This window comes from Agrobacterium pusense (assembly GCF_900102105.1).
In the GTDB taxonomy this organism is placed as follows: domain Bacteria; phylum Pseudomonadota; class Alphaproteobacteria; order Rhizobiales; family Rhizobiaceae; genus Agrobacterium; species Agrobacterium pusense.
On the sequence record NZ_FNBB01000010.1, the window covers coordinates 133313 to 153096 of the forward strand.

Annotated in this window: 19 protein-coding genes; 6 read left to right on the forward strand and 13 right to left on the reverse strand. The window is 58.6% G+C overall.

Features of this window, described 5'->3' with window-relative positions; translation table 11 throughout:
• Positions 1-16: 16 nt before the first annotated feature.
• Positions 17-1240 (reverse strand): argininosuccinate synthase, encoded by a 1224-nt coding sequence (locus BLU28_RS20225; protein ID WP_004443869.1) that lies wholly within the window; start codon positions 1238-1240, stop codon positions 17-19.
• 313 nt (positions 1241-1553) lie between these two features.
• On the opposite strand from BLU28_RS20225, the gene BLU28_RS20230 reads away from it, so the two are divergent.
• The gene (locus BLU28_RS20230; RefSeq protein ID WP_077987000.1) at positions 1554-2408 is read left to right on the forward strand and encodes an SDR family NAD(P)-dependent oxidoreductase; all 855 of its coding nucleotides are present in this window, start codon (positions 1554-1556) and stop codon (positions 2406-2408) included.
• 144 nt (positions 2409-2552) lie between these two features.
• Entirely contained in the window at positions 2553-3200 is a 648-nt protein-coding gene (locus BLU28_RS20235; RefSeq protein WP_004443874.1) for a LysE family translocator, read from the forward strand.
• A 38-nt stretch (positions 3201-3238) separates the two neighbouring features.
• Here BLU28_RS20235 and BLU28_RS20240 read toward each other — a convergent pair whose 3' ends face one another.
• The 7 genes from BLU28_RS20240 to BLU28_RS20270 all read right to left on the reverse strand — a co-directional run bounded on the left by BLU28_RS20240 (position 3239) and on the right by BLU28_RS20270 (position 9057).
• Positions 3239-4033 (reverse strand): ABC transporter ATP-binding protein, encoded by a 795-nt coding sequence (locus BLU28_RS20240; protein ID WP_022556955.1) that lies wholly within the window; start codon positions 4031-4033, stop codon positions 3239-3241.
• Positions 4030-4911 (reverse strand): ABC transporter permease, encoded by an 882-nt coding sequence (locus tag BLU28_RS20245; protein ID WP_004443879.1) that lies wholly within the window; start codon positions 4909-4911, stop codon positions 4030-4032. Before BLU28_RS20245 ends, BLU28_RS20240 begins: the two co-directional genes overlap by 4 nt.
• Positions 4912-5018: 107 nt before the next feature.
• Positions 5019-5972, reverse strand: a complete 954-nt coding sequence (locus BLU28_RS20250; RefSeq protein ID WP_004443882.1) for an ABC transporter substrate-binding protein — start codon at positions 5970-5972, stop codon at positions 5019-5021.
• Positions 5973-6080: 108 nt separating this feature from the next.
• On the reverse strand, positions 6081-7253 hold the full coding sequence (gene rlmN / locus BLU28_RS20255; protein WP_077987047.1) for a dual-specificity RNA methyltransferase RlmN: 1173 nt from the start codon (positions 7251-7253) through the stop codon (positions 6081-6083).
• A gap of 266 nt (positions 7254-7519) precedes the next feature.
• Positions 7520-8023, reverse strand: a complete 504-nt coding sequence (locus BLU28_RS20260) for an invasion associated locus B family protein (protein ID WP_003523183.1) — start codon at positions 8021-8023, stop codon at positions 7520-7522.
• A 296-nt stretch (positions 8024-8319) separates the two neighbouring features.
• Positions 8320-8700: a YkvA family protein gene (locus tag BLU28_RS20265; RefSeq protein ID WP_004443888.1), complete on the reverse strand. Its 381-nt coding sequence runs from the start codon at positions 8698-8700 to the stop codon at positions 8320-8322.
• Between the two features lie 51 nt (positions 8701-8751).
• Positions 8752-9057 (reverse strand): 4a-hydroxytetrahydrobiopterin dehydratase, encoded by a 306-nt coding sequence (locus BLU28_RS20270; RefSeq protein WP_004443891.1) that lies wholly within the window; start codon positions 9055-9057, stop codon positions 8752-8754.
• Positions 9058-9116: 59 nt separating this feature from the next.
• Here BLU28_RS20270 and BLU28_RS20275 point away from each other — a divergent pair, with 59 nt between their 5' ends.
• Complete coding sequence (locus tag BLU28_RS20275; RefSeq protein WP_077986999.1) at positions 9117-9593, forward strand: low molecular weight protein-tyrosine-phosphatase; 477 nt, start codon at positions 9117-9119, stop codon at positions 9591-9593.
• Here the strand turns inward: BLU28_RS20275 and thpR are convergent.
• Both thpR and BLU28_RS20285 read right to left on the reverse strand, forming a co-directional pair.
• The gene (gene thpR, locus BLU28_RS20280) at positions 9527-10120 is read right to left on the reverse strand and encodes an RNA 2',3'-cyclic phosphodiesterase (RefSeq protein WP_004443895.1); all 594 of its coding nucleotides are present in this window, start codon (positions 10118-10120) and stop codon (positions 9527-9529) included. The genes BLU28_RS20275 and thpR overlap by 67 nt on opposite strands.
• A gap of 68 nt (positions 10121-10188) precedes the next feature.
• Complete coding sequence (locus BLU28_RS20285) at positions 10189-10839, reverse strand: arylesterase (protein ID WP_077986998.1); 651 nt, start codon at positions 10837-10839, stop codon at positions 10189-10191.
• Between the two features lie 91 nt (positions 10840-10930).
• Here BLU28_RS20285 and BLU28_RS20290 point away from each other — a divergent pair, with 91 nt between their 5' ends.
• The 3 genes from BLU28_RS20290 (at position 10931) to BLU28_RS20300 (ending at position 15155) form a co-directional block, all read left to right on the forward strand.
• A complete protein-coding gene (locus BLU28_RS20290; RefSeq protein ID WP_037090183.1) occupies positions 10931-11641 on the forward strand; it encodes an ABC transporter ATP-binding protein in 711 nt (236 codons plus the stop codon).
• A complete protein-coding gene (locus BLU28_RS20295) occupies positions 11638-14199 on the forward strand; it encodes an ABC transporter permease (protein WP_077986997.1) in 2562 nt (853 codons plus the stop codon). The genes BLU28_RS20290 and BLU28_RS20295 overlap by 4 nt, the downstream gene beginning before the upstream one ends.
• 218 nt (positions 14200-14417) lie before the next feature.
• On the forward strand, positions 14418-15155 hold the full coding sequence (locus BLU28_RS20300) for a Bax inhibitor-1/YccA family protein (RefSeq protein ID WP_006698258.1): 738 nt from the start codon (positions 14418-14420) through the stop codon (positions 15153-15155).
• A 115-nt stretch (positions 15156-15270) separates the two neighbouring features.
• Here BLU28_RS20300 and BLU28_RS20305 read toward each other — a convergent pair whose 3' ends face one another.
• The 3 genes from BLU28_RS20305 to acnA all read right to left on the reverse strand — a co-directional run bounded on the left by BLU28_RS20305 (position 15271) and on the right by acnA (position 19675).
• Positions 15271-15663, reverse strand: coding sequence for a DUF2794 domain-containing protein (locus tag BLU28_RS20305; protein ID WP_004443903.1), 393 nt, complete (start codon positions 15661-15663; stop codon positions 15271-15273).
• Positions 15664-16051: 388 nt separating this feature from the next.
• Positions 16052-16792: a DUF1223 domain-containing protein gene (locus BLU28_RS20310; protein ID WP_035207945.1), complete on the reverse strand. Its 741-nt coding sequence runs from the start codon at positions 16790-16792 to the stop codon at positions 16052-16054.
• Positions 16793-16981: 189 nt separating this feature from the next.
• The gene (acnA, locus tag BLU28_RS20315) at positions 16982-19675 is read right to left on the reverse strand and encodes an aconitate hydratase AcnA (protein ID WP_077986996.1); all 2694 of its coding nucleotides are present in this window, start codon (positions 19673-19675) and stop codon (positions 16982-16984) included.
• Positions 19676-19784 lie beyond the last annotated feature (109 nt).

Here is a 19784-nt window from a genome sequence, read left to right on the forward strand (position 1 = left end):
TTTTTCAAGAACAGAATTACTTGCTGAGATTGCGCTTTGCCAACGTGCGAAGACGCAGCGCATTGAGCTTGATGAAGCCTGCCGCATCCTTCTGGTCATAAGCGCCGTGGTCGTCCTCAAAGGTCACCAGCGCGTCGGAGTAGAGCGACTTGGCACTCTCGCGGCCGGTTACCATGACGTTGCCCTTATAGAGCTTCAGCGTCACTTCGCCTTCCACATGCTCCTGGCTCTTGTCGATCAGGGCCTGCAGCATTTCGCGCTCCGGCGAGAACCAGAAGCCGTAATAGATCAACTCGGCGTAGCGCGGCATCAGCTCGTCCTTCAGATGCGCAGCACCCCGGTCGAGCGTGATGGACTCGATGGCGCGATGCGCGGCAAGAAGGATGGTACCGCCGGGCGTTTCGTAAACGCCGCGCGACTTCATGCCGACGAAGCGATTCTCGACCAGATCGAGACGTCCGATGCCGTTTTCACGGCCATAATTGTTGAGCGTGGCAAGAAGCGTCGCAGGCGACATCTCGACACCATTGATCGAGCAGGCATCACCCTTTCGGAAACCAACCTTGATGACGGTTGCCTTGTCGGGAGCGGCTTCCGGGGAGATCGTGCGCATATGCACATATTCAGGAGCTTCCACCGCCGGGTCTTCCAGAACCTTGCCCTCGGAAGAGGAGTGCAGCAGGTTGGCGTCCACGGAGAACGGCGCTTCGCCCTTCTTGTCCTTGGCAACCGGAATCTGGTGCTGTTCGGCAAAGTTCAGGAGGTCGGTACGGCTCTTGAACGTCCAGTCGCGCCACGGGGCGATGATCTTGATGTCAGGGTTCAGTGCATAGGCCGAAAGCTCGAAACGGACCTGGTCGTTGCCTTTGCCGGTCGCACCATGGGCGATGGCGTCGGCGCCGGTCTTCCTGGCGATTTCGATCAGGTGCTTGGAAATCAGCGGCCGGGCAATGGAGGTGCCGAGCAGATAGACGCCTTCGTAGACGGCGTTGGCGCGGAACATCGGAAACACGAAATCGCGCACGAACTCTTCACGGACGTCCTCGATGAAAATTTCCTTGATGCCCAGCATCTCGGCCTTCTTGCGTGCCGGCTCAAGCTCTTCGCCCTGGCCGAGATCGGCGGTGAAGGTAACGACCTCAGCGCCGAGTTCCGTCTGAAGCCATTTCAGAATGATCGAGGTGTCGAGGCCGCCGGAATAGGCGAGAACGACTTTCTTAACGTCTTTCGGGAGTGCCATAGTGATGTCCATCTGCATGATGACGGCATCGGGACACCGCCATTTCCTTGGGATTTCGGCACTTTTACAGTGCAACCCGAAATGTGTGAAGCGCTTTTCCGTGAGATAAGCGACAAAACAATTGATGGACACGCGTGACGCACGTGACGACAGCTACACCGAGGGGAACGAAGCCGGTGTCACATGCATTTAGAAAATTCGCGCTTTATGATGAAGCGGCGCGATCAACTTGAAAACCGTGAATGAAGCCACTCAGGTTCAGGCAACGTTGCAAACCGCTGGAAACAGCAGAAACGACGCGAAGGAGAAACCTATGACGACCATCCACCCCGCATTCAAGGAAGATAATGTCGCCGTCATAACAGGTGCGGCCTCTGGCATCGGACTCGCCGCCGCCCGCAAATTCGCCGGTTTCGGCATGAGTGTCGTGCTCGCCGATCTCGATGGCGAGAAACTTGCCGCCGCGCATGCGGACGTTCTGGCACTTGCCCGGGACGGCGAGGCGCAAATCGTTGCGATCCCGACCGACGTCTCGAAACTCGATGAGCTGGAGGCGTTGGAACGCGCCGTAATTCAGCGTTTCGGGCGCGTTCACGTCCTCATGAACAATGCCGGCATCCAGCCAGGCAGCGCCATTTTCGGTCCCCAGGCCAACTGGGAAAAGATTATCAGCGTCAATCTGATGGGCGTTGTGAATGGCAGCCGTGTCTTCGGTCAGGGCATGATCGCGCATGGTGAGCCGGCACTCATCATCAACACCGGCTCGAAACAGGGCATCACCACGCCTCCCGGCGATCCCGCCTACAATGTCTCGAAATCGGGCGTCAAAACCTTCACGGAAGCGCTTCAACACGAGTTGCGCAATGTTCCAAATGGTAGAGTTTCCGCCCATCTCCTCATCCCCGGCTTCGTCTTCACAGGCCTTACAGCCCACGGCAGAACGGAAAAACCGGAAGGCGCCTGGACCGGCGAACAGACCATCGAGTTCATGCTCGAAAGCATCGGCCGGGGCGATTTCTACATTCTCTGCCCGGATGGCGAGGTTGACCGCCCGACGGACGAGAAACGCATTCTCTGGGCGGCCTATGATATCGTCCAGAACCGCCCGCCGCTCTCGCGCTGGCACACGGAATATTCCGCCGCCTTCACCAGCTTCCTCAAGAACTGACGCCTAGGGGCCGCCGCGATCTGAAAATTGCGGTGCCCCGCCCTGCTTAATCCACCACTGCGCTACGGCCGTCACTCAAAAACATTGGCAGAAATCCGCAATCCACGTTAAACAACGGCCCTCTCCAGCTTCACGGGTACCGCGATGGATTTCGTTCCAAGCCTGCCAACACTGATCGCCTTCACCATCGCCATCCTTCTCCTGGCGGTAACACCGGGTCCGGACATGACGCTCTGGATCAGCCGCTCCCTGCGCGAAGGCCGGGCGGCGGGCTTCATGACCCTGGTAGGAACCAATATCGGCATCACCGTGCACACGATGCTGGTCGCCTTCGGTGTCGCCGCCCTCATCGTGGCCTCGCCGACGGCTTTCATGATCCTGAAGACCGGCGGAGCCGCTTATCTTGTCTGGCTCGCCATTCAGGCGATCCGCAAGGGCTCGGATTTCGTGATGGTCAAAGGCACCGGCGAAAAAGCGCAGGCCTCCCTCAAATCCGCCCTGCTGAACGGCATCTGGGTCAACCTGCTGAACCCGAAGATCATCATCTTCTTCATGACCTTCCTGCCGCAATTCGTCAGCGCATCCGATCCGCATGTGACCGGCAAGCTGATTTTCCTCGGCATCTGGTCAATCATCGTCGCACTGCCGATCGGCATCGGCATCGTGATCGCCGCAGATGTTCTCTCCGCCTGGCTGCAACGCAACCGGAAAATTCTGCGCGGACTGGATTATACGATCGCCGGCGTCTTTTCGCTTTTCGCCGTGAAGATTTTCTTCACGCAGGCCCGCTGACGGCAAACAAAAGGCGCCTTACGGCGCCTTTTTTAGAATCAACCAATCAGCAACTCATCGTCATCGAGCTTCTGGCCGCGTATCTTGCGGAACATGTCGATCAGATCCTCCACCTCAAGATCCTTGCGGCTGTCGCCGGAAACGTCGAGCACGATCTCACCGGCATGCAGCATGATCGTGCGCGTGCCATAGTCCAGCGCCTGACGCATGGAATGGGTGACCATCAGCGTCGTCAGCTTGCGCTCCGATACCACCTTGCGCGTCAATTCCATCACGAATTCCGCCATGCCGGGATCGAGCGCTGCCGTATGTTCGTCCAATAGAAGCACGTCCGAGCCTGACAGTGTCGCCATGACGAGAGAGACCGCCTGCCTCTGGCCACCCGACAGAAGGTCCATGCGGTCCTTCAGACGATTTTCCAGACCGAGATTGAGCGAAGCAATACGCTCCTTGAAAAAATCCCGCCGGCCACGTCCGAGCGCAGGCAAAAGACCGCGACGTTCACCACGTGATGCCGCCAGCGCGAGGTTTTCCTCGATGGTAAGCGCGCCGCAGCTGCCCGCCAGCGGGTCCTGAAACACGCGTGCCACCCGCCCCGCCCGGCTGGCGGTCGGCTTGCGGGTAACATCGGCGCCACCGATCATCACCCTGCCTGCCGTGGGCAGCACATCGCCGGCCAGAACACCGAGAAGTGTGGATTTGCCCGCACCATTGGAACCGATGACCGTGACGAAGGAGCCATCCTCAATGGTGAGGTCTATCTTGGATAGCGCCTGCTTCTGCAGCGGCGTGCCGCGCCCGAAGACGACCTGGATGTCGGAAAGCGAAATCACGATGTTGCTCCCCCGCGGCGCAGTCGGGGCAGGATCAATGCGATGGCCACCAGTACCGCCGTTACAAAATTGAGATCGGACGCCTTGAGACCCAACACATCACTCGACAGAGCAAGCTGGATGGCGAGACGATAGGCGATGGAGCCGAAGACACAGCCGATCAGCGCGATCAGGATGCCGCGCGCGCCAAACAGGGTTTCACCGATGATGACGGCCGCAAGCCCGACAACAATGGTGCCGACACCGGAAGTCACATCCGCAAAACCATTGGTCTGGGCAAACAGCGCACCACCAAGAGCCACAAGCGCATTTGAAAGCGCCATGCCAAGATAGATCTGGCTACCGGTCTTCACGCCCTGCGCCCGCGCCATCCGGGCATTGGCACCCGTCGCGCGCATGGCAAGACCCGCATCGCTTTCAAGGAAACGCCAGACGAGAATGACCGCAATCAGCACCAAAGCGCCGACGAAGAGCGGCCGCACCAGATATTCAGAAAGGCCGAGGCCGTAAAACGGCGATATCATCGTGTCCTGATTGAGCAGCGCGACATTCGGCTTTCCCATCACGCGCAGGTTGACCGAAAACAGTGCGATCATCGTCAGGATCGAGGCAAGCAGGTTCAGAATCTTGAAACGCACATTGAGTGTGGCGGTCACGATGCCGGCAGCCGCACCGGCCACCATCGCAATCGCCGTCGCGACCCAGGCATTCAGACCGGCGATGATCAGCACGGCTGCCACGGCAGCGCCAAGCGGAAACGAACCGTCCACGGTCAGGTCAGGAAAATCAAGCACCCGGAAAGCGAGGTAAACGCCGATCGCCACGAAAGCGAAGACCAGTCCCAGCTCCACGGCACCCCAGAAGGCGATTTGGCTCACGGTAACGTCCTTGTTATTGCCGCCATCGGGCGGATACGGGCACCGTCTCGTGCCACGTAAAACGGGCGGCGAGTTTGCCGCCGCCCGTTATTCAGTCAGGTTTCGGTTCAGTCGATGACCTTGGTAGCGCGCTTCGTAACGCTTTCGGGGAAGGTGACGCCTGCTTTTTCAGCGGCCTTCTTGTTGATCACGAGATCGGTGCCAACAGCAACGGTTGCCGGAATATCGCCCGGCTTTTCACCCTTGAGGATGCGGACAACGACGGCACCGGTCTGCTTGCCAACGTCGAAATAGTTGAAGCCGAGGGCAGCAACCGCACCGCGAGCAACGGAATCCGTATCGGCGGCATAAAGCGGGATCTTGGCTTCAGACGCAACACCGGCAGCAGCCTCGAAAGCCGAAACGATGGTGTTGTCAGTCGGAACGTAGATCACGTCGGCCTTGCCGACCAGCGCACGGGTCGCACCCTGCACCTCAGCCGACTTGGTGGCGACAGATTCAACGACCTTGAGACCCGCCTTCTCGGCCTCGGTCTTCAAGAGGGCGAGTGTCGAAACGGAGTTTGCCTCGGCCGAATTGTAGATGAAGCCGATGGACTTGGCGTTCGGCGAGATTTCCTTGATGAGCGCCAGATGTTCGCCGACCGGCAACATGTCGGAAAGGCCGGTGACGTTACGGCCCGGCTTCTGCATATCCTTGACGAGCTGTGCGCCGACCGGATCGGAAACCGCCGTGAAGACAACCGGAATGTCGCGCGTGGCGGCAACGACGGCCTGGGCGGACGGCGTGGAAATCGGCACGATGACAGCAGGTGCCTCGCCAACGAACTGGCGCGCGATCTGTGCTGCGGTGCCGGGATTGCCCTGCGCGGATTCGTAAAGGAACTTGAGGTTCTCACCTTCCTTGTAGCCCGCTTCGGCAAGGGCAGCCTTCACGCCATCGCGGGCGGCATCGAGTGCCGGATGTTCGACGATGGCGGTCACGGCAACGGTGACGGTTTCAGCCTTCGCCGGCAGAACGATGGCGCTCGCAGCGGCGAGAGCCAGAATGAATGCGCGCATGGATATCCTCCTGTTGGTTCCCTGTTTTCGTCTTCTTAGGAACAAGACAGGCCGAAATCAATCGGAGAACCGCCGGAAACCCAGCTTTATGAGGCAAAACCGGCTTATTCAGTCGTCTGCGCCATGGTTGGCGATCATCATCGCCTCGAAAGCCAGCCTTTCGGTCTTGCGCATGCGCTCGGATTCCGACTTCAGCTGGCCACAGGCCGCTAGGATATCGCGGCCGCGCGGCGTGCGGATCGGCGAGGCATAACCTGCCTGATTGATGAAATCGGCGAACTTCTCGATCTGCGCCCAGTCCGAGCACTGGTAATTCGTGCCCGGCCACGGGTTGAACGGAATGAGGTTGATCTTGGCTGGAACCCCCTTCAGAAGCTGCACCAGCATCTTGGCGTCTTCCAGGCTGTCATTGACGTCCTTGAGCATCACATATTCGAAGGTGATGCGCCGGGCGTTGGAGAGGCCCGGATATCTGCGGCAGGCTTCGATCAGTTCCTTCAACGGATATTTCTTGTTGATGGGCACCAGCATGTCGCGCAACTCATCACGCACCGCATGCAGCGAAATCGCCAGCATGACGCCGATCTCATCGCCGGTGCGGAAGATTTCCGGCACCACACCCGAGGTGGAGAGTGTGACGCGGCGCTTGGAAAGCGACAGGCCATCGCCATCGGTGGCGATCAGAAGCGCGGTCTTTACATGCTCGAAATTGTAGAGCGGCTCGCCCATGCCCATCATCACGATGTTGGAAACCTTGCGGCCTTCGCTCGGCACATAAGCGCCAACCGGCGTCGAACCATCGGGAAAATCACCGAGCCGATCACGCGCCAGCAACAGCTGCGAGAGGATTTCCTCGGCCGTCAGGTTGCGCACCAGACGCTGCGTGCCGGTGTGACAGAAAGAACAGGTCAGCGAACAGCCCACCTGGCTCGAAATGCACAGCGTGCCGCGCCCTTCTTCCGGAATATAAACCGTTTCGATCTCGACGGGACGACCAGCGCCCCGCGGCGGAAAACGCATCAGCCATTTGCGGGTGCCGTCATTGGAAATCTGCTCCTCGACGATTTCAGGTCGGGCGATGGTGAAGGCCGCCTTCAGCTTCTCGCGAAGCTCCTTGGCGACATTGGTCATATTGTCGAAATCGGAGACGCCGCGCACATAAAGCCAGTTCCACAACTGGCTGACGCGCATCTTCACCTGCTTTTGCGGCACACCGATTTCCGCGAGCGCCTCACCCATCTCCTCACGGGTCATGCCGATCAGTGACGGCTTGCCGGACATGAGATCGCTATTGGCGATCAGCGGGGTTTTGACTGCCAGACCGGCAGGAGCTTGCATTACGGACATCACGTTATCCCATCGTTCCATGCGTCGCACGACCGGCCTGTCGGGAAGGCGGAAAATCGTCTGCATGTCGAGAAAATCAAAGGCGGAGCACTTTTCGCGCATCCGCCTGTCAATATTGCCGCGCCTTTAGCATCAAACTCGCAAAAACGCAAATGGCCGGTCGAGGACCGGCCATTGTCAAACGCGATGAAGGGTCAGCGTTACTTGCAACTCTCAATCTGCTTGAGAGCAGCCGAAATACCCGACAGCGAATAGGAATAGGAGGTCGCGGTGCCACGGCCGGAAACAGCCTTGACGGTCATGGACTTGCCGCCCTTCATGGCAGCCACGAGAGCCGGTTCTTCCGCAGCGTTTTCAACCCAGGCGGCCTTGTCCTTCGTGAACATGACGAAATTCTTGTTGTCGATCGTCACATTGACCTTCGAACCCTGCTTCAGCGGATAACCTACCATGGCCTGCGGCTCGTAGGAGATGTTCTGGCCCGGGCGCTGGGAGACGATGAAGAATATATCGCCGTGGTCGACGCTCGCCGGTTCCTTGGCGGTGGGAATGGAAAGAACGTAGCAGACGGTGCTGTTGCCCGATTTGTACGAATAGGCACCCCAAGCATTGAACTGCTGGATGCGCGTGGGCGACTGTGCAGATGCTACGCCGACGCTGGTCAGCAAAATGGCCGCTGCGGTTGCTACACTTCTTACAAACATAGAATTTCCTGCCGGGTTATTGTCTTCCATTGGCCCGAAGCATCGGCGAGCCCAGAGTCTGGATCGGCCACGTTCAGGTGCGGATCGTCTTTTCTCATTGTGGTCGGGAAGCGGTTACCAAACCGTCAACAACACGCATAAAATGCCGGAAACGTCTTGCAGTGTTACAGATTGGCGACTCCCGACGCCCTGAGGAGAAGGGCGTGCGACACCCTTCCTCCGTGTGTATGACACATAAATTCAGGCAAGAATTTGTCGCCCGTCGGGCGCGCCCGAACGGGCAGATCACAGAGGCGTTACCCGGCTTCCTGCTGCCGCTTCAACATGGCGTCCGCCGCGTCGTAATGTTCCATCTTGATATTGGCGCGGATCATCGCGAGCGCTGCGGTAATGACGGCTATGTCATCAGTAAAACCGACGACGGCCAGCATGTCCGGCACGGCATCGAAAGGCATGATGAAATAAGCCAGCGCAGCGAGGATGATACCCTTGGCGCGCAGCGGCGTGTCGCGATCGATCGCGCAGTAATAGGCCGCGGCCGCATCGCGGGCAAACGGCACTTTCGACATGACACGTTTCAGCTTCGGCCAGAACCTGGTCCGAACAACCTCTTCGCGCTCACGCTGCCTGTCGGTTTCACCCGGCAGAAGAATTTCACCGATTTTCACATCATCCATGATCGACGGTCCTCCGGTCACGGTTATTATATGGGATTTAAGGTGGAGCGTTCAATTACCTCGGCCGGCAGCGGCCTTCTGCATTGCCTCGGCAAGAAGAAAATCGCGCTCCGTCACACCCTGCGAATCATGGGTCGTGAGGCATACCTTGACCCGCGAATAGACGTTGGACCATTCGGGATGATGATTGAGCCGCTCTGCGACGAGTGCGGATTCAGCCATGAAACCGAAGGCTTCCGCAAAGCTGGAAAACTTGAAGGAACGGACGATCGCCGCCCCGTCTTCGCGCAGGGACCAACCCTCCAGTTTCTGCAGGGCCTGCCGGATGGCATCGGGCTCGAGTCTGGGATATTTCATGAATTTGCCTCCGCTTTAAAATCCATTAACTCTTCAACGACCGGATCGACGCATATTCCATGAAACATACAGCTATTCTCTTCGTCTGCATGGGCAATATCTGCCGCTCACCGTTGGCCGAAGGGATTTTGAGGAACCTTGCCGACAGCGCAGCGCTTCATCAGCTTACCGTCGATTCCGCCGGCACCGGCGGATGGCACAGGGGTGACGCGCCCGATCCGCGATCCGTCGCCATGGCGCGCCGGCACGGTATCGATATTTCACTTCAACGGGCGAGACAGGTCACTGCGGCGGATTTCGAGACCTTCGATCTGGTATTCGCCATGGACGAAAACAATCTGGCGAACCTGCTGCGATTGAGCTCCGAAAGGCATCGCCACAAAATCCATCTTTTCATGGAATATGCCGCCGGGCGTCGCGAGAACGTCCCCGATCCCTATTACGGGGCCGAGGACGGATTCCTCACAGTTTACAACATGCTTTTAGCGGGATGCAGATCGCTGCTCGAAAAGATCGAGCTGGACCGCGCCTCGTGAAGCGGAAACACCTCTTCGACAATATAGGGCCCGCCACCCACCGATTCCTTCGACGACATCAGCACAAAGCGCCCGACTGTAAAGGGTGAGGTGCGGAAGTTGCCGCGTCCGGAAAGATACTGCACCACATCGTCCACGCGGGAGGAGCGCAACCGCGCCAGCGTGACGTGGGGCATGAACTTGCGCGGATCGGGCGGGAGACCGATCCTTTGGCAGATTCTCTCGATTTCCGCCTGCAGCGCATGCATTTCGGGCGAGGGAGAAACGCCAGCCCAGATGGAATGCGGCTTCTTCGAGCCGAAGGAGCCCATTCCGGTGAGGTTGAGCTGGAATTCCGGCCGGTCTATCCGGTCCAGCCTGTCAACGACCTCATCGGCGGTACGACCGTCGATGTCACCGATAAAACGCAGGGTTATGTGATAATTCTCCACATCGATCCACCGGGCTCCCGGCAGACCACCGCGCAACAATGAGAGGCTCATCGCCGCATTGCGCGGAATTTCGAGGGCGGTAAACAGTCTCGGCATGGCGAGCTCCCCGAATCTCTTGGCAGAACAAGCATAGCGAATCACGCAATGCAGACGGGCGCAAGTGCTTATTTTTTTTGCGCACCGATTGTCTTGATGAAGCTTTCAACAGCCGGCAAAGATTTTTCGACCATCACTGCCACCCCCTTGGTATTGGGGTGCATCTTGTCGTCCAGCTTCAGCGCATCATCCGTCACCACGCCATCCAGAAAGAAGGGATAAAGCGGCAGGTTGTATTTTTCCGCAAGCTTCGGGAATATCGGATTGAAGCGCTTTGCATAATCATCGCCCATATTTGGCGGCGCCATAATACCGACCAGCAACACGGCTATGTTGCGCTTCTGAAAACCGGAAATGACGGTGTCGAGGTTCTTTTCGGTCTGTTCCGGCGGAATTCCCCGCAGGGCGTCGTTGGCGCCCAGTTCCAGAATGACGCCGTCAGTGCCATCGGGAACAGACCATTCCGCCCGCGCCAGACCGCCTGAGGAAGTGTCACCGGACACACCTGCGTTGGCGATGGCGACATTGATCCCCCTGGCCTTTAATGCAGCTTCAAGCTGTGCAGTATAGCTGTCAGTCGGGGGAAGCTGATAACCGGCCATCAGGCTGTCGCCGAGGCCAACCAGCTGCAATGTCCGCTCTTGGGCGAAGCCAGCAGTGGCGGAAAGGGCGGTGGCGAAAATGACGATGAAGTGAAACAGGGCAGCTTTAAATCTCATCACGGCTTTCCTAACTTGGTTCCCATTGCCTGAAATACTGACCGCATCTACCGCCAGACCGTTTTCATCACCCTATATAGGAACGAGAATTGTGACGAAAAGCATCATAGAGCTGAAGAAAGCCGACCTCACGCTCGGCAATGCCGCTGCCTCCGTCCACGTTCTCAAGAACATCGATCTCTCAATCAGAGAGAGCGAGGCGGTTGGCATCGTGGGCCCCTCCGGATCGGGAAAGTCGACACTTCTGATGGTGCTTGCCGGGCTCGAGAGGCTCGACAGCGGCGAAATCATCATTGCGGATACGCCGCTGCACGAGCTCGGTGAGGACGCGCTCGCGGATTTCCGCGGCCGCAACATTGGCATCGTTTTTCAGTCCTTCCACCTCATCGCCAACATGACCGCACTGGAAAATGTCGCAGTGCCGCTGGAATTGGCAAACGTTCCGAACCCGTTCGAAATCGCCGAGCGTGAACTGGTCGCTGTCGGTCTCGGCGAGCGCCTCAATCATTATCCCGGCCAGCTCTCCGGCGGCGAGCAGCAGCGTGTGGCCATCGCCCGCGCACTCGCCCCGTCGCCAGCCGTATTGATAGCCGATGAACCGACCGGCAACCTCGATACCGACACGGGCAAACAGATCGCCGATCTTCTGTTTGCCAAACAGGCCGAGCGCGGCATGACGATGATCCTCGTTACCCATGATCCCTCGCTGGCGGCCCGATGCTCACGGCAGATCAAGGTTCGCTCCGGCGAAATCGAGGGCGACAGCGCCCGCTCACAGATGGCTCGGGCGGTATCCGCATGACCGGAATCTTTCTTCCGTCTTTTGCAAATGTCAGAAACGCAGCAAGGCTCGCGCGGCGCGAAATTCGCGGCGGCCTGCGGGGCTTTTACATCTTCCTCGCCTGCATCGCGCTTGGAACCGGCGCCATCGCCGCCGTCAATTCCGTCTCGCGCGCGGTCACCAGCGCCATCGCCACGGAGGGGCAGTCCATACTGGCAGGCGATGTGCGTTTTGAGCTGCGCAACAGGGAAGTGACGACAGAAGAGCGCGCTTACCTCGATAGTCTCGGCACCGTCGCGGTTTCCACCGGTCTACGCTCCATGGCGCGCCTCGCCAATGGCTCAGAACAGACCCTGACGGAAGTAAAGGCCATTGACGGCTCCTACCCGCTCTATGGAACGTTCGTGGCCGAGCCGAACCGGTCGCTGAGCGAGCTTCTGGCCGGAAATGGCGACACCTATGGCGCGATTGCCGCGCCGCTTCTGCTGGAACGGCTCGGAATCAAGGTCGGCGATGAGATTCTGCTCGGTAATGTGACGTTGAAACTGAACGGCACCGTGATCGATGAGCCGGATGCCCTATCTGATGGTTTCGGTTTTGCTCCTCGACTGATGGTCAGCCGCGACGCCCTTTTCGCCTCTGGTCTCGTTCAGACGGGCAGTCTCGTCGAACACGCCTACAAGATCAAGCTGAACGATCCTGCGGCACGGGCGGCAATGACCGATGCAGCCAACAAGGCGTTTCCCGATGCCGGCTGGTCGATCCGCACCAGCGACCGGGCTGCCCCGTCGCTCACCGAAAACGTCAACCGGTTCTCGCAGTTTCTGACGCTGGTTGGCCTCACTGCCCTGATCGTCGGCGGTGTCGGCGTCGCCAATGCCGTTCGCGCATTTCTGGATTCCAAGCGCACCACCATCGCCTCGCTGAAATGCCTGGGTGCGCCGGCCTCCGTGGTCACCATGACCTATCTCTTCCAGATCGCCTTCATTGCGGCCGTCGGCATTGTCATCGGGCTTGTGGTCGGTGCCGTTGCGCCACTCATCGCCATGCGGTTTCTGGAGGGCGTGCTGCCAGTGCCGGAAGAACTTGCCTTCTATCCCGGCGCGCTCGGTCTCGCCGCCCTGTTTGGCCTCCTGACGACGCTCGCCTTCGCCATCGTACCACTCGGTCAGGCACGCGAGGTGCCGGCTACGGCGCTCTTCCGCGAACAGGGTTTCGAGGAGGGAAGCTTGCCGTCCTGGCCTTATCTGACCGCGACCGGTGTGCTTCTGTCGGCGCTTGCGGCCCTTGCTGTCTTCTCGGCGGAAGACCGTTTCATAGCCTCGGTCTTCCTCGCGGCCATTGCCTTTGCCTTCGTAGTGCTGCGGCTGGTCGCCTCCGGCGTAAAGGCCATCGCCAAGCGCAGTCCGCGCGTTCATTCGGCTGCGCTGAGACTGGCGATCGGCAATATTCACCGACCGGGCGCACTCACCCCCTCGGTGGTTCTTTCTCTCGGCCTCGGCCTGACCCTCCTCGTGACGCTGACGCTGATCGACGGCAACCTGCGCCGCGAACTAACGGACAGCCTGCCGGAGAAAGCGCCGAATTTCTTTTTCGTCGATATTCAGGGCAGCGAAGTGCAAGGCTTCCGCGATCTTCTCAAACAGGAAGCGCCGCATGGCACCCTGACGGAAGTGCCCATGCTGCGCGGCCGCATCCTCGCTCTCAACGGAGAAGACGTGACGAAAATGGACGTACCCTCGTCCGGGCGATGGGTGCTGCGTGGTGACCGCGGCATCACCTATTCCGAAAACATTCCTGAAAATGCCAAGCTGACGGACGGCGCCTGGTGGGCACCGGATTATAGCGGCGAACCACTGGTCTCCTTCGCAGCGAAAGAGGCGGGTGATCTGGGCCTGAAGATCGGTGACAGCGTTACCGTCAACGTGCTTGGCCGCAGCATTACGGCGAAGATCGCCAATCTGCGCAATGTCGAATGGGAATCCCTGTCGATCAACTTCGTCATGGTGTTTTCGCCCAATACTTTCCGCGGCGCGCCCCATGCCTGGCTGGCAACACTTGCCGATCCTTCCGCAACTGCGGCCGACGAAGGCCGCATATTGCGCGCCGTCACCAATACTTATCCCACGATCACCAGCGTCCGCGTGAAGGATGCGCTCGACGTCGTCAACCGGCTTGTCGGCCAGCTCGCGACCGCGATCCGCGCCGCCGCAGCCGTTGCGCTCATTGCGTCCGTCCTGGTTCTCGCCGGCGCGCTTGCGGCCGGCAATCGCGCCCGTACGCATGACGCCGTCATCCTGAAAACGCTGGGCGGCACGCGAAGCCTGCTCATACGCGCCTTCTCCTATGAATACATGATCCTCGGTCTCGCCACCGCCGTCTTCGCGCTTTTCGCCGGCGGTGTCTCCGCATGGTTCGTGATCGCCCGCATCATGAAGCTACCCTCCAGCTTCCTGCCGGATGTGGCAATCGGAACCCTCGTCGTCGCCCTTGTGATGACTGTGGGCATCGGCCTCATCGGCACCTGGCGGATTCTCGGGCAGAAGGCAGCGCCCGTTCTCAGACAGGCTGGTGAATGATCATCGGTTGTGCGCCGCTTAACTTTAACGATTAATTCTTTGTAATGATCGCCAAAACGTGAGCGCTTTTCGCGCATACGGTGTCTTTTCGGCGGGAAAAGGCCTTGTATCGAACACGTTCTGCCATCATATTCTTGAGCAGGCTTGCTGAAGCTCCGCAGCGGCGCCCGGGAGGTATCCCGACACCGTAGCAATTACGGAGCTCAAAAGAGGAAACAATGGCTGACTTTAATAACTACCAGAACCGCATGGCGCAGACGCGTGCACAGTCTGGTGCGCTGATCGACGAAGGTCTTCGCGCCTATATGCTCAAGGTTTACAACCTTATGGCGCTGGCTCTGGTCATCACCGGCGTTGCCGCGTTCGGCACTTATACGCTCGCCGCTTCCAATCCGGCTGTCCAGCAGCTGCTTTTCGCGTCGCCGCTTCGTTGGGTCGTGATGCTCGCTCCGCTGGCACTGGTCTTCTTCCTTAGCTTCCGCATCCAGAACATGAGCGTTTCCGCTGCGCAGACGACCTTCTGGGTTTACGCCGCGCTGATGGGTGTTTCGCTCTCCTCGATCTTCCTGGTCTATACCGGCCAGAGTATCGTGCAGACCTTCTTCGTGACCGCGGCCTCGTTCGGTGCGCTCTCGCTTTACGGTTACACGACCAAGAAAGACCTGTCTGGCATGGGTTCGTTCTTGATCATGGGCCTGTTCGGTCTGATCATCGCTTCGATCGTCAACATCTTCCTTGCATCCTCCGCGCTGCAGTTCGCGATTTCCGCGATTGGCGTGCTGATCTTCGCAGGCCTGACCGCCTACGACACCCAGAAGATCAAGGAAATGTATTTCGATGCTGACGATGTTGCCGTCGCTGGCCGCAAGGCCATCATGGGTGCGCTGACGCTCTATCTCGACTTCATCAACCTCTTCACCTTCCTCCTGCAGTTCCTCGGGAACCGCGACGACTAAGGGATTGGGTCCTACGGAAAAAAGAAAGGCGACCTCAGGGTCGCCTTTTTTATTACCTCATTTCGCCCAATGCGCCTGATCGTCCGTTAAGGCAGGAGACTGACGTTACTGGAGCTCATTCGATAAGTTTCAAAACCTTGTCGAAAACCTTGAGGACTTGCGGCAGCTCGTGGCCGCGCTTCAGAATGCGGCCATCCACATTCACGACGCTGTAAGCTCCCTGCTTCGCCGCCAGCCTAGGGTTCTTTTCGATCCTGTAGAGCGGCATTTCTCCCGACCGTTTAAAGACGGAAAACACCGCTTTTTCCTTCAGATGATCGATGGCGTAATCCCGCCACTCCCCTTCTCCCACCATGCGGCCATAAATGCGCAAAATCGCATCCAGCTCGCGGCGGTGAAAGGTCACCGGCAATGGATCCTTGTTCTTCTTGTATTCACGGAGATCGATAACGGTGGAGCTGTCGCGTGAAGCGGTTTGAGCCTGCTGCACATCCGGTTGATCGGTCATCCAGTACCTCCGATTCCACCCAAATCATCAGATCAATGTGAGCTTGGCGGCTCGAAATTGCAAGTGTTGTCGACTTACGGCGCTCACAGGAACCAGATGGGGTTTCTCGGCTTAGAAAGCTCAGCAGGCAGAAAAACAATGCGACAACGAGCATCTGCCCCAACATCACCGACAAACCGTCCCGCGCAAGAGCAGGGTAGAACGGTAACCATTTAGGCACCCATTTTACGGGCGCCTGCCGTATTTCGGTCAAACCATGGCCTGAATTGGGTGGAATAGTCGCATTGTCAATTGATGCCTAGGCACCAAGATGACCCGGTCCGGTGCATTGACCCTTTACCCCCAGCCCCCAGTGCCCGGACCGGATCTTCAATCGCCAGATCGGCGATTATGGCGTTTCGTTCCCCAATAAAATACTTGCGCCGACAATTGCCGCGGGATCACCGCTTGCATTCGCCGTCTGCAACAGCACGGCGCAGCCGCCCTTTTTTACCTTGGCCACCACGCTCGCCGGCAGCTTTACCGTCATCGGCGAACCGTCCCACATGCCGACCGTCTGCACGTCATAAACGCTGTGCCAGTAGGACATTTTTTTCCCCTGATTTTCACCCTTCTGCACATCCACGGTCTGCTCCCGGGTAAAATATGCGACGACGACATCGGCCTTGCCGCTGCCGGCACCGATATCGATCTCCACCTCATCACCCGCAAATTTTGACGAGACGGGCACGTTCAATCCCTTGCCCTCATGCTTGAACGAGTCGAGCCTGTCATAAATCCCGCGCACATCCGCTCCCTTGACGTGGTCACGGCCGTTCAGAATGGCCTGCGGCGTGTAGACCCCGTTGCGGCCGAGTGCACGCATGTAACCGTATTGCCGTTCGGTATTTTCCTTGGATGCGAGCGAATCCGTCCAGCCGAGATAGTTCCAATAATCGACATGGTAGGAGAGACCGACGACGTCGCCCTTCTGGATCATCTTGCGCAGGGCCTCATCCGCCGGGGGGCAGGATGCACATCCCTGCGATGTGAACAATTCGACGACGCCCTTCACCGCCTCCTGCGCCTGCGCGGAGGTGACGAGCAACGTGCCGAGAAGACATATCGACAGGGGGAATTTCAGCGGCATTACAAAAACCTTTGTCCGGAAGAGATCCAGACGAATTGATGCGATCAATCCCGCCGGGATGCAAACCGGAAAATAACGTCTAACGCCCTTCAATAGAAAGTCACGAAGGGGTGAGCGACAATCACAAAACAAGCGACTTGAAACGGAAAGACGCCGGGATTCCTCCCGGCGCCTTCGATTGTCGAAGCTTTACGCAGCCAGATCGCGCAGAACGGTCTGCAGAATACCGCCATTGTTCATGTAGATCACTTCATCAAGCGTATCGATACGGCAAAGAAGCGGAACTTCCTTCACCGTGCCGTCGCTGTAAGTGATCTTGGCGATCTTCTTTTCACGCGGCTTGATCTCGCCTTCGAGACCGTCGATCTCAACGATTTCATCGCCTTTGAGGTCGAGGCTCGCCCAGGACGTTCCCTCTTCAAAGACGAAGGGGACGACGCCCATGCCGACCAGGTTCGAACGGTGAATACGCTCAAAGGACTGCGCGATAACCGCCTTGACGCCGAGCAGGTTGGTACCCTTGGCCGCCCAGTCACGGGATGAGCCGTTGCCATATTCGACACCTGCAAAGATGACGAGCGGAACGCCCTCAGCCTTGTACTTCATGGCCGCGTCATAGATCGACATCTCTTCCCTGGACGGATAGTGAATGGTGTAGCCACCTTCCTTGCCGTTCGGGCCGAGCATGTGGTTGCGGATGCGGATGTTGGCGAAGGTGCCGCGCATCATCACTTCGTGGTTGCCACGACGTGTGCCGTACTGGTTGAAGTCGGCAACGCCGACACCATGCTCGGTGAGATAAGCACCGGCAGGCGATGCCGCCTTGATCGAACCGGCCGGAGAAATATGGTCGGTGGTGATCTTGTCGCCGAAGAGACCGAGAACGCGCGCGCCCTTGATGTTCTTGAGACCCGAGCCCGTCTTGCCCATGCCCACGAAGTAGGGTGGGTTCTGGACATAGGTCGAGTTGTCGTCCCAGGCATAGGTCTGACCCGGCGGCACCTGAACGGCCTGCCAGTTGGCATCACCCTTGAAGACGTCGGCGTACTTCGTCTCGTAAAGCTCGCGCGTGACGTATTTCAGGATGAACTCCTGAATTTCCTTCGAGGTCGGCCAGATATCCTTGAGATAGACCGGGTTGCCGTCCTTATCATTGCCGATCGGCTCCTTGGTCAGGTCCTTCTGGACCGTACCGGCAAGAGCGTAAGCGACGACGAGGGGCGGAGAGGCCAGATAGTTCGCCTGCACGTCAGGCGAGATACGGCCTTCGAAGTTGCGGTTACCGGAGAGAACGCCGGCGGCAATCAGGCCCTTGTCGTTGATCGTCTTGGAGATCGGCGCCGGCAGCGGGCCGGAGTTGCCGATGCAGGTCGTGCAGCCGAAGCCAACGAGGTTGAAACCGATCGCATCGAGATCCTTTTGAAGGCCCGACTTGTCGAGATATTCGGCAACCACCTGTGATCCAGGTGCAAGCGACGTCTTCACCCATGGCTTGGAGGTCAGCCCCTTGGCGACAGCGTTACGGGCGAGAAGGCCGGCAGCGATGAGGACGGAGGGGTTGGACGTGTTGGTGCAGGAGGTGATGGCGGCAATTGCCACATCGCCGTGACCAAGATCGAAGTCCTCGCCTTCAACCGCGTAGCGGCTCGAAAGCTGGCCGGGCTTCTTGTAGTCGTTTTCGAGAGCAGTCGCGAAATTGGGCGCGATGGTTTCGAGCGGCAGGCGGCCTTCCGGACGCTTCGGGCCGGCCATGGACGGTACGACGTCGCCGAGGTCGAGTTCGAGCGTGTCGGTAAAGACAAGATCGGAACCGTCGCCGGTGCGCCACATGTCCTGGGCCTTGGAGTAGGCTTCCACGAGGGCAATACGATCCTTTGCACGGCCGGACATCGTCAGATAATTGATGGTTTCGCTGTCAACCGGGAAGAAGCCGCAGGTCGCGCCATATTCCGGGCCCATATTGCCGATGGTCGCCCGGTCGGCCAAAGACATTGAATCAAGGCCGGGGCCGAAGAATTCGACGAACTTGGAAACGACGCCCTTCTTGCGCAGCATCTGCACGACGGTCAGAACGAGGTCAGTCGCGGTGACGCCCTCCTTCACCTTGCCAGTCAGCTTGAAGCCGATGACCTCAGGCAGAAGCATGGAAACCGGCTGGCCAAGCATGGCCGCTTCAGCCTCGATACCGCCGACGCCCCAGCCGAGAACGCCGAGGCCGTTGATCATGGTCGTGTGGCTATCCGTGCCGACGCAGGTATCCGGATAAGCGATGGTCTCGCCGTCCTCTTCCTTGGTCCAGACGGTCTGGCCGAGATATTCCAGGTTGACCTGGTGACAGATACCCGTGCCGGGGGGAACAACGCGGAAGTTCTTGAATGCCTGCTGGCCCCACTTGAGGAAGCGGTAACGCTCGCCATTGCGCTCATATTCAAGTTCGACGTTGCGGGCAAAAGCGTTCGGCGTACCGAATTCGTCAACGATAACGGAGTGGTCGATGACGAGATCGACAGGAACCAGCGGATTGATCTTTTCGGGATCGCCACCCAGCGCTTTGATACCATCACGCATCGCAGCAAGATCGACCACGGCAGGAACGCCGGTAAAGTCCTGCATGAGAACGCGGGCGGGGCGGTAGGCGATTTCGTTTTCGGTGAGGCCCTTGTTGTTGAGCCATTCGGAAACCGCCAGAATGTGTTCCTTGGTAACGGACTGGCCGTCCTCGAAACGCAGGAGGTTTTCGAGCAGGACCTTCATGGAATAGGGCAGCTTGGAAACGCCCTTCAGGCCATTGGCTTCAGCCTTGGGCAGGCTGAAATAGACATAGTCCTTACCATCGACGGTAAGAACGGAACGACATTTGAAACTGTCGAGTGATTTGGGCATGGATAAAAACCCCGCTTACACTGATAGCCAACACGTTCGTGCGGACACCTATGCACTCATGCACATCAGGATGCGGGTACGACCATTTCCGCTGTCCGCACGTGAAAAT

Bases quoted from the DNA above. Each gene is read 5' to 3' on its own strand.
- BLU28_RS20225 (WP_004443869.1), bottom strand. From the start codon at position 1,240: ATGGCACTCCCGAAAGACGTTAAGAAAGTCGTTCTCGCCTATTCCGGC.
- BLU28_RS20230 (WP_077987000.1), top strand. From the start codon at position 1,554: ATGACGACCATCCACCCCGCATTCAAGGAAGATAATGTCGCCGTCATA.
- BLU28_RS20235 (WP_004443874.1), top strand. From the start codon at position 2,553: ATGGATTTCGTTCCAAGCCTGCCAACACTGATCGCCTTCACCATCGCC.
- BLU28_RS20250 (WP_004443882.1), bottom strand. From the start codon at position 5,972: ATGCGCGCATTCATTCTGGCTCTCGCCGCTGCGAGCGCCATCGTTCTG.
- rlmN (WP_077987047.1), bottom strand. From the start codon at position 7,253: ATGTCCGGCAAGCCGTCACTGATCGGCATGACCCGTGAGGAGATGGGT.
- BLU28_RS20260 (WP_003523183.1), bottom strand. From the start codon at position 8,023: ATGTTTGTAAGAAGTGTAGCAACCGCAGCGGCCATTTTGCTGACCAGC.
- BLU28_RS20265 (WP_004443888.1), bottom strand. From the start codon at position 8,700: ATGGATGATGTGAAAATCGGTGAAATTCTTCTGCCGGGTGAAACCGAC.
- BLU28_RS20270 (WP_004443891.1), bottom strand. From the start codon at position 9,057: ATGAAATATCCCAGACTCGAGCCCGATGCCATCCGGCAGGCCCTGCAG.
- BLU28_RS20275 (WP_077986999.1), top strand. From the start codon at position 9,117: ATGAAACATACAGCTATTCTCTTCGTCTGCATGGGCAATATCTGCCGC.
- thpR (WP_004443895.1), bottom strand. From the start codon at position 10,120: ATGCCGAGACTGTTTACCGCCCTCGAAATTCCGCGCAATGCGGCGATG.
- BLU28_RS20285 (WP_077986998.1), bottom strand. From the start codon at position 10,839: ATGAGATTTAAAGCTGCCCTGTTTCACTTCATCGTCATTTTCGCCACC.
- BLU28_RS20295 (WP_077986997.1), top strand. From the start codon at position 11,638: ATGACCGGAATCTTTCTTCCGTCTTTTGCAAATGTCAGAAACGCAGCA.
- BLU28_RS20300 (WP_006698258.1), top strand. From the start codon at position 14,418: ATGGCTGACTTTAATAACTACCAGAACCGCATGGCGCAGACGCGTGCA.
- BLU28_RS20305 (WP_004443903.1), bottom strand. From the start codon at position 15,663: ATGACCGATCAACCGGATGTGCAGCAGGCTCAAACCGCTTCACGCGAC.
- BLU28_RS20310 (WP_035207945.1), bottom strand. From the start codon at position 16,792: ATGCCGCTGAAATTCCCCCTGTCGATATGTCTTCTCGGCACGTTGCTC.
- acnA (WP_077986996.1), bottom strand. From the start codon at position 19,675: ATGCCCAAATCACTCGACAGTTTCAAATGTCGTTCCGTTCTTACCGTC.